General features: G+C 61.5%; 12 protein-coding genes and 1 riboswitch. Of the genes, 8 read left to right on the top strand and 4 right to left on the bottom strand.

Going from position 1 to position 13341, the window contains the following annotated elements; genetic code table 11:
• Positions 1–683 precede the first annotated feature (683 nt).
• From EIC84_RS13595 to nrdR, 3 genes are all read left to right on the top strand, one after another.
• Positions 684–1517 (top strand): lytic transglycosylase domain-containing protein, encoded by an 834-nt coding sequence (locus tag EIC84_RS13595; RefSeq protein WP_034359288.1) that lies wholly within the window; start codon positions 684–686, stop codon positions 1515–1517.
• Between the two features lie 115 nt (positions 1518–1632).
• Positions 1633–1787: riboswitch (ZMP/ZTP riboswitch) on the top strand.
• 35 nt (positions 1788–1822) lie between these two features.
• Entirely contained in the window at positions 1823–3070 is a 1248-nt protein-coding gene (glyA, locus tag EIC84_RS13590; protein WP_003063740.1) for a serine hydroxymethyltransferase, read from the top strand.
• A gap of 21 nt (positions 3071–3091) precedes the next feature.
• On the top strand, positions 3092–3568 hold the full coding sequence (gene nrdR / locus EIC84_RS13585) for a transcriptional regulator NrdR (protein WP_003053388.1): 477 nt from the start codon (positions 3092–3094) through the stop codon (positions 3566–3568).
• 145 nt (positions 3569–3713) lie between these two features.
• On the opposite strand, the gene EIC84_RS13580 is transcribed toward nrdR, so the two are convergent.
• Positions 3714–5549, bottom strand: coding sequence for a bifunctional UDP-sugar hydrolase/5'-nucleotidase (locus EIC84_RS13580; protein WP_003063743.1), 1836 nt, complete (start codon positions 5547–5549; stop codon positions 3714–3716).
• Between the two features lie 50 nt (positions 5550–5599).
• Positions 5600–6697: a chorismate synthase gene (gene aroC / locus EIC84_RS13575; protein WP_003063745.1), complete on the bottom strand. Its 1098-nt coding sequence runs from the start codon at positions 6695–6697 to the stop codon at positions 5600–5602.
• A gap of 67 nt (positions 6698–6764) precedes the next feature.
• Between aroC and EIC84_RS13570 the strand changes: the two genes are divergently transcribed.
• Positions 6765–7031, top strand: a complete 267-nt coding sequence (locus tag EIC84_RS13570) for a hypothetical protein (protein ID WP_003063747.1) — start codon at positions 6765–6767, stop codon at positions 7029–7031.
• Positions 7032–7112: 81 nt separating this feature from the next.
• Here the strand turns inward: EIC84_RS13570 and EIC84_RS13565 are convergent, their stop codons facing one another.
• Entirely contained in the window at positions 7113–7565 is a 453-nt protein-coding gene (locus EIC84_RS13565; protein WP_003053381.1) for a CBS domain-containing protein, read from the bottom strand.
• A 253-nt stretch (positions 7566–7818) separates the two neighbouring features.
• Between EIC84_RS13565 and EIC84_RS13560 the strand changes: the two genes are divergently transcribed.
• Genes EIC84_RS13560 through EIC84_RS13545 form a run of 4 tightly spaced genes read left to right on the top strand, consistent with a single transcriptional unit; the run spans position 7819 to position 12375 of the window.
• Entirely contained in the window at positions 7819–9117 is a 1299-nt protein-coding gene (locus EIC84_RS13560; RefSeq protein WP_003063749.1) for an O-acetylhomoserine aminocarboxypropyltransferase, read from the top strand.
• Between the two features lie 15 nt (positions 9118–9132).
• Positions 9133–10632, top strand: coding sequence for a DUF4303 domain-containing protein (locus tag EIC84_RS13555; RefSeq protein ID WP_003063751.1), 1500 nt, complete (start codon positions 9133–9135; stop codon positions 10630–10632).
• Between the two features lie 28 nt (positions 10633–10660).
• Positions 10661–11470 carry an alpha/beta fold hydrolase gene (locus tag EIC84_RS13550; protein WP_003063752.1) on the top strand — a complete coding sequence of 270 codons (810 nt, stop codon included), beginning with the start codon at positions 10661–10663 and terminating at the stop codon, positions 11468–11470.
• A 17-nt stretch (positions 11471–11487) separates the two neighbouring features.
• Complete coding sequence (locus EIC84_RS13545; RefSeq protein ID WP_003063753.1) at positions 11488–12375, top strand: PoNe immunity protein domain-containing protein; 888 nt, start codon at positions 11488–11490, stop codon at positions 12373–12375.
• Here EIC84_RS13545 and EIC84_RS13540 read toward each other — a convergent pair.
• Complete coding sequence (locus EIC84_RS13540) at positions 12361–13173, bottom strand: alpha/beta fold hydrolase (RefSeq protein WP_003063754.1); 813 nt, start codon at positions 13171–13173, stop codon at positions 12361–12363. The genes EIC84_RS13545 and EIC84_RS13540 overlap by 15 nt on opposite strands.
• Positions 13174–13341 lie beyond the last annotated feature (168 nt).

Here is a 13341-nt window from a genome sequence, read left to right as displayed (position 1 = left end):
AGATGCGCGCGAAAAATGCAAACAATGCGCTACAGGAAAAAGACAACGCTGGAAATGACAAAGCCCGGAAGTGGCGAAACCGACTTCCGGGCTTTACGGCCGGTACCAGACCGGGCCGTTTTTCGCGGATCAAGGAGGGTGTGGTCCTTGCCGCTGGAAGCAACGATTGCTCCCTTTTGTGCCTCAAGCGAAGATAAAGAGCAAGTGCCAACAACCCATGGAATCAAAGGCCTCGGCGGAGTTTGCTTTTCCTTTCCTTTGGCAAGCACCTGCAACGTGCAGGCAGATTCACTATATCTGTGCTCGCGTAGGGCTACCAGGCTTTTTGCACTTTATTTCGCCTTGATGACAAATAAAACGATGTGAGCGTATACACCTCTTGAATCCGTGATTTTTTGCTGTAATTTTTTGAGCAAGCTGTACATTCATACAGTTTTTATATAATTTTAAAATCTAAAAAGTATTTTTGTTAGTGTTGACTGAATATTTAGAGCGCTTCTAGAATCCGCCAGCGCTCGAAATGAGCGTTTTTTGTTTCCGCTGCCTCACGACTGAGCAGACCGATCGGCGCCCCAAGGGGCGCTTTTAATCGGCCCGCAGCAAACCTCATCGGCCAGTTGTCCTGGTTGCACTGCGAGATTGATCCGGTGCGACCTCGGGCGATAGCCAAGAAAGGACAAGCTATGCCAGCGTCAGGAAAATTAATCGCCTCTGCGCGAACGTTGGGCCATAAGACGGCCCACGGTTTTCTTGCTCTTACTCACAACGGTTTCGCCCTGCTGGGCTTGGCCGTGGCCATTTCGGCCCTGATTCTGATCTCTCGTCCGGACCTGCGTCTGGCCGGTGCAACCGAGCTGCGCGAGTGGCTCGACACACGCCTGCCCGCCAGCACCGTGGTGGCTGCCGCCGAAGTGGAGGAAGCCCCTGCTTCCGCCAACATCGTCGTCGCCAGCGACCGCGCCACGGCCGTCAACCCCAAAAACCTGCCCAAGGAGCAGGCGGCTGTGGCCTACTGGCTCAGCAAAAAATACCGGGTGGCGCCCGAGCCGATTGCAGCCCTGGTCAGCGAAGCCTATGTCCAGGGCAAAGCCAACAAGCTGGATCCGACGCTGATTCTGGCCATCATGGCCATTGAATCGAGCTTCAACCCGTTTGCCCAAAGTTCGGTCGGTGCCCAGGGCCTGATGCAGGTGATGACTTCCGTGCACACCGACAAGTACGAAAGCTTTGGCGGCCAGCACGCGGCCTTCGACCCCGTGACCAATCTCAAGGTCGGCGTCAAGGTGCTCAAGGAATGCATTGCCCGCGCCGGCTCCATCGAGGGTGGCCTGCGCTACTACGTGGGTGCAGCCAATCTTCCTTCGGACGGCGGCTATGCTGCCAAGGTGCTTGCCGAACACCAGCGCCTGCGCCAGGGCGTGGGCCTGCAGGCCAGCCCGCTGATGACGGCCAAGTCCGACGAAGCCACCAAGGTCTCTCACGCTCAGCAAGTGGCACTGGCCAACTCCAACCTCTAAGCGACAGACCCCTGCATTTCTCAAGCTGGCTCCGGCCAGCTTTTTTTATGCCCCGGCCAGGTCCTGCGGGAAAAACGGGCATAGGTTCTTCAGCCATGCCAGCTCAGCTACACTAGCGGGTGTACGCAACTGGCGATAGGCGCAGAATTTTCTGCCGCTGACGTGGAATCCGGCAGACTGCAAGGTCTGTGAACCACCGGGGAGCGTACCGCCCAGAGCCGCAGCGACTGCAGCCTGCAAGCGTTTCAGCCGTTCGCCTGGGCAGCCCTTGGCCTCAAGGGAATTTCTAAGTTCACAGGACTGCCATGTTTCAACGCACCGATACCGTCGCGAAAGTCGACCCCGAACTGTTTGCAGCTATTGAAGCTGAAAACCATCGCCAGCAAGAGCACATCGAGCTGATTGCCAGCGAGAACTACTGCTCGCCCGCCGTGATGGAAGCCCAGGGCTCCCAGCTGACCAACAAGTACGCCGAAGGCTACCCCGGCAAGCGCTACTACGGTGGCTGCGAGCATGTGGACGTGGTCGAACAGTTGGCCATTGACCGCATCAAGCAGATCTTTGGCGCCGAAGCCGCCAATGTGCAACCCAATTCCGGCTCTCAGGCCAACCAGGCTGTGCTGATGGCTTTCGCCAAGCCAGGCGACACCATTCTGGGCATGAGCCTGGCCGAAGGCGGTCACCTGACCCACGGCATGGCGCTGAACATGTCCGGCAAATGGTTCAAGGCCGTCTCCTACGGTCTGAATGCCGACGAAGCCATCGACTACGACAAGCTCGAAGAGCTGGCCCGCGAGCACAAGCCCCGCATCATCGTGGCTGGTGCTTCCGCCTATGCCCTGCGCATCGACTTCGAGCGCTTCGCAAGAATAGCCAAGGAAGTCGGCGCCATCTTCTGGGTGGACATGGCCCACTATGCCGGCCTGATCGCCGCAGGCGTGTACCCCAACCCCGTGCCCCACGCCGACGTGGTCACCACCACAACCCACAAGAGCCTGCGCGGCCCTCGTGGCGGCGTGATCCTGATGAAGGCCGAGCACGAGAAGGCCATCAACAGCGCCATCTTCCCCGGCCTGCAAGGCGGCCCCCTGATGCATGTCATCGCAGGCAAGGCCGTGGCCTTCAAGGAAGCCCTGACTCCCGAGTTCAAGGCCTACCAGGAACAGGTCGTGAACAACGCCAAGGTGTTTGCCGAAACGCTGACCGAGCGCGGTCTGCGCATCGTCTCCGGCCGCACCGAAAGCCACGTGATGCTGGTGGACCTGCGCGCCAAGGGCATTACCGGCAAGGCTGCCGAAGCGGCCCTGGGTCTGGCTCACATCACCGTGAACAAGAACGCCATCCCCAACGACCCCGAGAAGCCTTTCGTGACCAGCGGCATCCGTATCGGCACGCCCGCCATGACCACCCGTGGTTTCGGCGAGGAAGAAGCCCGCATCACTGCCAATCTGGTGGCTGACGTGCTGGACAAGCCCGAAGACGAAGCCAATCTGGCCGCCGTGCGCGCCAAGGTGGCCGCGCTGACCGCCAAGTTCCCTGTCTACAGCAAGTAATTCCTGCTGCGCTGAGCTGTCATGAAGTGCCCCTTCTGCAACCATCCGGACACGCAAGTGGTTGAAACCCGCGAGTCCGAGGACGGGGGCTTCATTCGCCGCCGCCGCCGCTGCGGCGGCTGCGACAAGCGCTTCACGACCTACGAGCGCCCCGAGGTCAGCTTTCCGACCGTGGTCAAGAGAGACGGCCGCCGTATCGAATACGAGCGCGCCAAGCTGCAAGGCTCTTTTCAGATCGCGCTGCGCAAGCGCCCCGTGAGCACCGAACTCATAGATGCCGCCATAGAGCGCATCGAGGACAGGTTGCTCAATCTGGGCCAGCGTGAAATCGATTCCAGCCGCCTCGGCGAGCTGGTGATGGATGAACTCAAGGGCCTGGACAAGGTCGGCTATATCCGCTTTGCCAGCGTCTACCGCAGCTTCGAGGATGTGGACGACTTCAAGAACATCATGGATGAGGTTCGCAGCCCCAAGGCCAAGGCCGCCAAAAAGCCCTAGGCCTGGCCCTGACCGCCATGCCATGCCAAAAGCCACCCTCGGGTGGCTTTTGTTTTGCGCGATTGACGGCAAGCATTTGCTATGAAATCATGAGCTTCATGCGCATTATTTCAAAGGGAATCAAATAGATATCTATCTTGTTTCCTTAATGAACGCGCGTAATACGCTCCTTTAAAGGTAGCGCCATCGGCCCGCTGCGGCTTTGTTCGCGTACATGCTCGGCCAGGGCATCCAGATCCGGCATGCCACCCACCACGTCGATGCCTTGCGTGAAGATACTGAAGTTGTCGCCGCCGCTGCCCAGATAGCTTTGCAGTCCCACGCGGTAGCGCTGTGACATCTCGAGCAATCGACCGTTGAGGCGCAGCTCGCTCACGCGCCGACCCGCGGGCTGGCTGCGGTCAAAGCGGTAGCTGAAGCCCTCGGACACCTGCAGAATGCGCGGCGCATTCACGGTGTTGCTGCCGCTGTCGAACTGCTGCTCCAGCGCCTGGCGAATCTGCTCGCCCGTCAGGCCCATCACCATCAGCGTATTGCCGAACGGCTGAACGCTGAACAACTGTCCATAGTTCACGCTGCCGTCAGCCGCAGGCAGCAGGTCGGCGCGCACACCGCCGGGGTTCACAAAGGCCAGTTGTGCCCCACCCGCTGAGGCATCGCGCGTGGCCGCGAGTATGGCGTCGGCCACGATGCGCCCCATCACGCTTTCGCCATTGGCTTGCGTCATGCGGCTGACAGGTCCGGCCAGCCGCCCTGCAACGGCCTCGGCCAGCGGCCGGGCCGCAGCCTTGTAACGAGCAACCAGCGCCGCCACTTCGGCATCGGCATCAAAGACTACAAACTCGGGCTGCAAGCTCACCATGCCGCCAACGCTGCGATAGCCCTCGCCCTGCACGATGGTCTGGTGCGCGGATTTGCGGATCACGTGACGTGCGCGCGCATCCACCGTGAGCCGGATTTCGGTCAGCAGCGTGCCGTACTGGCCGGCGCTGGTCAGCAAAAAGGGCTTGCGGGGATTCACCCTGGCGTAATCGCAGATATAGGAGCGATGGGTGTGACCGGAAATCACCACATCGACCTCGCTGGAGAGCTGCTCCAGAATCGGCACGATGGCACCGGACAGACCTTGGCAGCTATCGTCCTGCAGGCCCGAAGTGGTGGCCCCGCCCTCATGGATCAGCAGCACGATCACATCGGCGCCCTGCGCACGCAGCTGTGGAATCAGCGCATTGGCCGTCTGTGCCTCGTCGGCAAACCTCAGCCCCCTGACCCCACTGGGCCGCACCATATGCGGCGTGTTCCTGAGCGTCATGCCGATGAAGCCCACGCCTATGCGCAGACCGTCTTGCTCGAAGAACTTCACCCCGGTCGCCGGAAACAGCGACCGGCCGTCGCCGCGCAGCGTATTGGCCGCGAGAAACGGGAACTGCGCACCCCTGAAAGGCTGGTTGATCTGACATGGCTGCTTGCTGGTGAACTTCTCGCAGCCCCCATGCTGCATGCGCAGCAGCTCGGCCACGCCCTGGTCGTATTCGTGATTGCCGGTGGCCGCGAAGTCCACCCTCATGAGGTTGAGCACCTCTATCGTCGGCTCATCGAGAAACAGCGCAGAGACCATGGGCGAGGCCCCGATCATGTCCCCGGCCGTGACCAGCGCCACATGGCGGCTGGCCTGGCGGCGCTGGGCGATGGCCCGGGCCATGTAGGCAACGCCACCAGCGGGCACGGCAATGTTCTGTCCCTGCGCGTTCTGGGCCGTCACGGCCAGTCCGGGCGGCTCCAGATGGCCGTGCAGGTCATTGAAGCCCAGCACGGTGATCTCCATGCTGGCAGGCCTGAGCGCACCGCCACCGCAAGCACTCAAAACCAGCACGAACAGCCCAGCGCACATGGGGCGGAAGGCATTGCGAAAAGCACAACGCCAGCCTGGCGACAGGGCGCGAGACTGGCGTTGATCCGGTTTTTTGTCAGTTGCAACCATCAGACTCTCCTGAGTCAGAGGTTTTAACGCACAAAAAGGTCTAGGTGATGTCAGCTGGCCGAGGCAGGAATCGGAGCCAGGCCGGAATCCACATCGGCATTCTGCGCGCGGTGGCGCAGCGCATGGTCCATCACCACCAGCGCCAGCAGCGCCTCGGCAATCGGCGCGGCGCGGATGCCCACGCAGGGGTCGTGGCGCCCCTTGGTGATGACTTCGGTGCTCTGGCCGTGCACGTCTATGGACTCACGCGGCGTGATGATGGAGCTGGTGGGCTTGATGCCGATACGCACTTCCAGATCCTGGCCGGTGCTGATGCCGCCCACGATGCCGCCCGCGTTATTGCTGCGGAAACCCTCGGGGCTCAGCGAATCGCCGTGCGTGGTGCCGCGCTGGGCCACACTGTCAAAGCCCGCGCCGATCTCCACGGCCTTGACGGCGTTCAGACCCATCATGGCGTAGGCGATGTCGGCGTCCAGGCGGTCATACAGGGGCTGGCCCAGGCCGACCGGCATATTGCTGGCGTTCACACGCAGCGCCGCGCCGCAGGAATCGCCGCTCTTGCGCAGCTGCTCCATGTATTCCTCGAAGCGGCTCACATCGGCCACGGGCGCGAAAAAGGGGTTGTTCGGCACATGCTCCCAGCTCTCGAAACCTATGGGCAGCTCGCCGATCTGGGTCATGCAGGCGCGGAACTCGGTGCCGAACTTTTCCTTGAGCCACTTCTTGGCCACGGCACCCGCAGCCACGGTGGGCGCCGTCAGGCGTGCCGAGGAGCGACCGCCGCCGCGCGGATCACGGATGCCGTACTTCTGGAAATAGGCATAGTCGGCATGACCGGGACGAAAGCTCTGCGCGATATTGGAGTAATCCTTGCTGCGCTGGTCGGTGTTGCGGATCAGCAGCGCAATCGGCGTGCCCGTGGTCTTGCCTTCGTAGACGCCGGAGAGAATCTCCACGGCATCGGGCTCGTTGCGCTGCGTGACGAACTTGCTGGTGCCGGGGCGGCGTCGATCCAGATCATGCTGGATGTCCGCCTCGCTCAAGGCCATGCCCGGAGGGCAGCCGTCAATCACACAGCCAATGGCCGGACCGTGGGACTCACCGAAATTGGTGACCGTGAAAATTGTGCCGAAGGTATTGCCGCTCATAGGCTGCCGATTATCGTTGAAGTGATGATTGACGGCTGCACACTGTCCTGCCTAAAGTCTTTTCACCATGCTCAAACTTGCGTTTATTCTGGCCTCGGCCCTGGTGTCCGTGGTGATCGGCGGCGTCGGCGGTCTGCTGTTCTTCGAATTTGCACCGTCGCGCTGCGCGGGCCAGTATGCCTGCGGCTACGGCAAGGCCGTGATCGGCATGATGGTGGGCCTGGGTGTCGCCTTGCTGTGCTTTGTGGGGCTTCTGCTCAAGGGTCTGCGCAAGGCAAAGCCGCCAACGACTGTATTGCAGAGCCCGCACAGCCCAGCCGACCGACAGCCATAAGGCAGCGCTGCGTCGCCTGCAGAGCACATCAGGCTGGACATGAAAAACCCCGCCTCGGCGGGGTCTGCAGCAAAAGCTGGCTTATTCGGCGCCCTGGCGCTCGCCTTCGGGCCAGTCGCGGATATAGGCCTTGAGCATGCGGTTCTCGAAGTTCTGGCTGTCCACCACGGCCTTGGCCACGTCATACAGCGAGATCACGCCCATCAGCATGCGCTTGTCCATCACGGGCATGTAGCGCGCATGGCGGTCCAGCATCATGCGGCGCACCTCGTCCATATCGGTTTCCATGGTGCAGGTCATGGGCGCGTCGTCCATGGCGCCGCGCACGGAGATGTTCTCCACGCCGCCGGTCTTCACAAAACCCTGGATCACTTCGCGGAAGGTGAGCATGCCCACCACATCGCCGTGATCCATCACGACCAGCGAGCCAATGTCCTTCTCCGACATCACCTGCACCGCCGCGGCCAGGCTTTCGTCGGGCGACACCGTGTACAGGGTATTGCCTTTGACGCGCAGGATGTCACTAACTTTCATTGCTGTTCTCCGAATCTGTTTGGCACGCTGTGGCAGCTTTTGTCCTGCATGTGTCAGCACATGCGGCATCGCTTTGCACAGAATGCAGGTGCGTGCACAAATATAGCCCACAATGGCTTGCATTGAGAAAAACTAAATCAATGACGAAACATATGAATTCCCACATATTCATTCGTCTATCCGACCAAATCGATATTTGATTGCGTGCTCGATCACACATTGCGTCGATCAAAACCAGCCATGGAGACAAAACATGCCCGGCTACTCTGACCCCGGCTTTGACACCCTGAGCCTGCATGCAGGCGCCCAGCCCGACCCCGCCACCGGCGCACGTGCCGTACCCATCCACCTGACCACGTCCTTTGTCTTCGAATCCAGCGACCACGCGGCAAGCCTGTTCAATCTGGAGCGCCCCGGCCACGTCTACAGCCGCATCTCCAACCCCACCAATGCAGTGCTCGAGCAACGCGTCTCGGCCCTGGAAGGCGGCGTGGGCGCGATTGCCGTGGCCAGCGGCCAGGCGGCGCTGCACCTGTCGATTGCCACGCTGATGGGCGCGGGCAGCCATATCGTGGCCAGCACGGCCCTGTATGGCGGCTCGCAGAACCTGCTGCACTACACGCTGGCGCGCTTCGGCATAGAGACTACCTTCGTCAAGCCAGGCGACATCGATGGCTGGAAGGCTGCGGTGCGCCCCAACACCAAGCTGTTCTTTGGCGAGACCGTGGGCAACCCCGGACTCGATGTGCTGGACATTCCCACGGTCCGCCAGATCGCCCACGAAGCCGGCGTGCCGCTGCTGGTGGACTCGACGCTGACCTCGCCCTGGCTGATCAAGCCTTTCGAGCATGGCGCGGACATCGTCTACCACTCGGCCACCAAGTTTCTGTCCGGCCACGGCACGGTGATTGGCGGCATCGTCGTCGATGGCGGCAGCTTCGACTGGGAAAAATCGGGGCGCTTTCCCGAGCTGACCCAGCCCTATGACGGCTTTCACAACATGGTGTTCAGCGAGGAGTCCACCACCGGCGCCTTCTTGCTGCGCGCCCGCCGCGAAGGCCTGCGTGACTTCGGCGCCTGCATGAGCCCGCACAGTGCCTGGCTGATCCTGCAGGGCATCGAAACCCTGCCGCTGCGCATGGAGCGCCATATGCGCAACACCGAAAAAGTGGTGCAGTTCCTCGCCAGCCACCCGCTGGTCAGCCGCGTGGGTCACCCCATGCTGGAGACCCACCCCTCGCACGCTCTGGCCAGGAAGCTGCTGCCGCGCGGCGCCGGCTCGGTGTTCAGCTTTGACATTGCCGGCAACCGCAACCAGGGCAAGAAGTTCATCGAAACGCTGAAGGTCTTCAGCCATCTGGCCAATGTGGGCGACTGCCGCTCGCTGGTGATCCACCCCGCCAGCACCACGCATTTCCGCATGAGCGACGAGGCTCTGGCCCAGGCCGGCATCGGCCAGGGCACGATCCGGCTGTCGATCGGCCTGGAAGATGCCGACGACCTGATCGACGACCTCAAGCGCGCACTGAAGGCGGCCGAGAAAGCCGTCTGAGAGACCTGAACAACCATGGTTGCCACAACTTCTGCATCGCTGGACTGGAAGCAGTTTGAACAGACTTTATTCAGCATCTACTGGCAAGATGCTCAGGCGTTCCTGGCCGCGACCCCTCAAGAAAGCATCTACGCACTGGCCTTGAACGGCCTGTATCGCGAGCAGGACGGCCCCATTTACCTGCCCACGCTGTCTGCCAATAGCGAGCAGGCCTATTCACAAATGGTGAATGTCCCCGAGCCGCAGGGTCGCTTGTCCGAATTCGACCTGGATACCGGCCAGTTGGGCAGTCTGCGCTGGAACCCGCCGGATTGGGAATGGGAGGAGCTGGATTCGGCCTCGGACTCTCAGGAGTTGGAGCAACTGGAGCAAGCCTTGCTGGCCGAGGCCAATAAAAGCACGCCTGCCCACTGGTTGCGTACCGAGGCGCATCTGATCAAGGCGCTGACCCGCATCTGCAAGCAACTGACCAAAGCCTGCCAAAAATCGCCCTGGTCCAGCCAGCTCACTCCAGAGTTTGCGGTGCTGATCTACGTGGAAGACACTCAGGAGTGCGAAGCCCTGGCACGCGAGAGCATGGGGGAGGCGCGCTTTCTTGCATTGTTTCCCAGCCATGACCAGGAAGCGCAAAGACGCGCCAGAGTTACCGCGCTCTCCCCCGCTCAACAGCTGCAATACCATCTGAGCTGCCTGGAAGGTATCGGGTGCACGGAACTGGGACTGAGCCACAAAGAGGCGCAATTGCTGAGCGAGGAGGCTGAGGCTGCGCTGCTTGCCATGGATCACAGCCAGGTGGCTCATGCGCTGCTGCCCATGCTGACTCGGCCTGGCAAACAGTGGCGTGCGGCCATGTTGCTGGCCCAGATGGCTTACCGGGACGAACAGGTACTGACTGCACTGCGTCAGCAGGTTCAGGCCCCCGTCCACAGCCCCAGGGAAGAAAGCGAGCGAGGCTGGTGCGCCAGTGCCTTGGGGTCGCTAGGTGACCAGGAATGGCTGCAGCAGCAAATAGGCGCCACGGCCGTGCCTGTGGACAGAATCGCGCAAGGCATTGCCTACCCCTACCGCGCCTGGAACAGCAAGCCAGGAACCACGGCCCTGCACCTTGACTACGCGCCACTGGAGCGGGCACTGAACCTCAAGCATCCGGCCTTGACCCGGGCGCTGAATGAAGAGCTATCACCCGGAACCGGTTATTGCAGCCTTCGGGTTGAGGATTTGGAGCAAGCCCTGCTCGCTCTGCAGTCCGTTCACGCTCTGGTGCGCGTTCATGCGGCTTGCATCATGGGAGAGCGAAGCCTTGGGGCCGCCGCGGGCAGGCGCATCACTCCTGTACTGGCACAGGCCCTGAGTCACGACCGCAACGAAGGCGTACGTTATCAGGCCATGCTGGGCCTGCGGTATTGGAAAAAAGCCGGCACAGCGCAGCGCGCCACGATTGAGCATGCCGCAGAACACGATGCCAGTGACCACATACGCGAACTGGCTCAGCAATGGCTGAATGAACACTGCTGAGTCACAAAGAACAGAACCGGAGACAAACATGCAAATCAATGTGCAAGGCGCAGACATCTACGCCTACACCGGCGGCAAGGCTTTCGACGCGGCCAAGCCCACGGCCATTTTCATCCACGGCGTGCTCTGCGATCACAGCGTCTGGGCGCTGCAAAGCCGCTACATGGCCAATCACGGCTGGAACGTGCTGGCCATCGATTTGCCTGGCCATTGCAAAAGCAGCGGCCAGGCCCCGCAAACTGTCGAAGAAGCTGCGACCTTCATCGGCGCGCTGATGGATGCGGCAAACCTGCAGCAAGCTGCGCTGATCGGCCATAGCTGGGGCAGCCTGATTGCCATGGAGACCGCGGCCAGGCTTGGGGACCGCATCAGCCATCTGGTGCTGGTGGGCACGGCCTTCCCCATGAAGGTCTCGCCCTCGCTGCTGGAGTCGGCCCTGAATACGCCCGAGAAAGCCATCCAGATGGTCAACACCTTCTCGCGCACCACGCTGGCACCGCCCAATGGCGCAGGCAGCTGGGTGTTTGGCGCCGGCATGGCCCTGGGCCGCCGCGTGCTGGCCAGCAACGCTCACACGAATCTGCTGCATGCAGGCTTCAAGGCCTGTGACAGCTATGCGGGCGGCGAAGCGGCCATGACGCAGGTCAGCTGCCCGCTTCTGTTTGTGCTGGGCGAGCAAGACCAGATGACACCACCCAAGGCTGCAAAAGGCTTGATAGAGGCCGCCAAAGGCGCGGGCAAAACGGTGAGCGTGCAGCTCATTCCCAACGGCCACAACCAGATGACGGAGTCACCCGACGCGACGCTGTTTGCGATTCGGGATTTTCTCGCGGCATGAGCCATTAAGCTTGGGCCATGAGCCAAACCTTCCAGCACCACGGCCAACTGGCTGCCGCCTGCGCCGAATGGGCCAAAATTTCACTGACCGGTTTGCAGCCCCGGCGCAATCTCAATCTGAGCGATAAAAAAGCCGACTGGAAGGAAGCACTGAGCGCGCTCAAGCGCTTTGCCAACAGCGATAGCTATAAAGCTCACCAGGATTTCCAGGCACATGCCGCGCTGGAGAACTACTGGAAATGGAAGGAAGTGGGCGAGCAGGCGCGCTGGCTGCTGATCTATGGCATCGATCTGGGCCTCTGCGGCGATGTGCTGCGCCCCATCTACCAGGAAGTCGTCGCACTGTGGATTGATGCCGCCTCGGTGGCCGAGCATGCGCGCGCCAGCATGGCGCAGGAGACTGGCGAGGACTATGGCGTAGGTGCGCCCATCAACACGCGCACTGACGACTACGCTGTTGCCGTGACCCTGCTGTCGCTGGCCACGCTGCTGGATGCACAGGATGACGTACCGGCGATTGATGAGCATGTGCTGGCCTTCGATACGGACCAGTTGCTGGATTATCTGTGCGCAGGCGGTCTGCAGCTGCAGCAGGTCAGCGAGGAGCTTTTCCACAAACGCCCTTACGGCGCCATGAAGCCTTTTTTTGAACAGCTCGAAGCCCTGCCTGACCCGCTGCTGCCCTATCTGCAAGCCCAGTACCAGGAGTTTCTCAAGCTCTCGCCCAAGCAGCAGAAGAAAGGCAGTCCATGGCTGGGCACGGGCTACTGGGCACTGGAGGTGGCCGCCCTGGCCGTGCTCTATGACTGGGATGACAGCGCTTTGCGCAGCAGCCCCCACTACCCGGCCGATCTGGTCGACTACGCCCGTGGGCGCCTGGCTCAAACAGAGTCAGGCGATTTTTGACAGAAAACCGGCGATGCGACTGCTGATGCGCTCGGGCAGCTCGCGGTGCGGCACATGGCCGCCGCCGGCAATGATTTCCGCTTCGCAAGGGCCCTGCGCCCAGGTGCAGATGTTCTCCGGATGCACGAGGGAGCCGAATTCATCGAGCTCGCCGTGAATCGCCAGCACCGGGCAATGCACCTGTCTCAAGGCCGCATCCAGCCGGTAATGCGCGAAAGGCGGGCTCAGCCAGGTGTCCACCCAGGCTGACAGCACCCAGGCTGCCTTGTCGCCATGGTAGCGGGCAAGCCGCTCCAGTTGGCCGGGCTGGGCAAAGTTGTCTCGCGCCGCCCTGATGCCCTGCAAGGTGCGGTCTTCGACAAAGCTCTGGGCCGATTCGGTAATCAACGCCTGGCATTGCCGTCCATACGCAGCTGCCACCATGGCCGCCATGCCGCCGCCCACGCTGTGTCCCAGCATCACGAAATCGCCCAGGCCCAGCGCCCGGTGAAGCGGCGTGAAGCCGGCGGCAACCTCGCTCTCCACAAAACTGGGTTGAAGCCGATGCGGATTGGGGTCTGAATGGCCGAAACCCAGGCGGTCATAGGCAATGACTTCACGCCCGGTGGACGCGGCCAGCTGCGCGGGAAATTCGCGCCACAGATCCACGCTACCCAGAGAGTCGTGCATCAGCACCAGCGGCGCCTTGACCGCCCCGCCCTGCGCTTGCCAGCGTTTGACATGGAGCTGCCCGTCGGGCGTCTGAACACGGGTTTCACTGGAGCTGATCACAACGGGCGGCATGGTGTCGTCAAACATGGGCAGGATCTGGGTTGAATGGCGATGAGGTGTACTGCCACCTTAGCAAGAGAACGCTCATGGCAGCTTTGCCAGAAGCTGGAGTGGCCTCAAAGATGGCGAATCTGGCCGATTTTGCGCAGTCTTACCGTATATAGCCTGTCGTTCAGGTGACGAAGACCTCCGGCT

Origin of the sequence: Comamonas sp. A23 (assembly GCF_004522605.1) — a bacterium.
Lineage (GTDB): Bacteria > Pseudomonadota > Gammaproteobacteria > Burkholderiales > Burkholderiaceae_C > Comamonas > Comamonas thiooxydans.
Note: the sequence above shows the minus strand (reverse complement) of the source record. Positions and strands in the feature narration are given on the sequence as shown.

Coding starts and splice junctions, on each gene's coding strand:
- nrdR (WP_003053388.1), top strand. CDS start 3,092: ATGAAGTGCCCCTTCTGCAACCATCCGGACACGCAAGTGGTTGAAACC.
- EIC84_RS13550 (WP_003063752.1), top strand. CDS start 10,661: ATGCAAATCAATGTGCAAGGCGCAGACATCTACGCCTACACCGGCGGC.
- glyA (WP_003063740.1), top strand. CDS start 1,823: ATGTTTCAACGCACCGATACCGTCGCGAAAGTCGACCCCGAACTGTTT.
- EIC84_RS13555 (WP_003063751.1), top strand. CDS start 9,133: ATGGTTGCCACAACTTCTGCATCGCTGGACTGGAAGCAGTTTGAACAG.
- EIC84_RS13565 (WP_003053381.1), bottom strand. CDS start 7,565: ATGAAAGTTAGTGACATCCTGCGCGTCAAAGGCAATACCCTGTACACG.
- EIC84_RS13540 (WP_003063754.1), bottom strand. CDS start 13,173: ATGTTTGACGACACCATGCCGCCCGTTGTGATCAGCTCCAGTGAAACC.
- EIC84_RS13580 (WP_003063743.1), bottom strand. CDS start 5,549: ATGGTTGCAACTGACAAAAAACCGGATCAACGCCAGTCTCGCGCCCTG.
- EIC84_RS13560 (WP_003063749.1), top strand. CDS start 7,819: ATGCCCGGCTACTCTGACCCCGGCTTTGACACCCTGAGCCTGCATGCA.
- EIC84_RS13570 (WP_003063747.1), top strand. CDS start 6,765: ATGCTCAAACTTGCGTTTATTCTGGCCTCGGCCCTGGTGTCCGTGGTG.
- aroC (WP_003063745.1), bottom strand. CDS start 6,697: ATGAGCGGCAATACCTTCGGCACAATTTTCACGGTCACCAATTTCGGT.
- EIC84_RS13595 (WP_034359288.1), top strand. CDS start 684: ATGCCAGCGTCAGGAAAATTAATCGCCTCTGCGCGAACGTTGGGCCAT.
- EIC84_RS13545 (WP_003063753.1), top strand. CDS start 11,488: ATGAGCCAAACCTTCCAGCACCACGGCCAACTGGCTGCCGCCTGCGCC.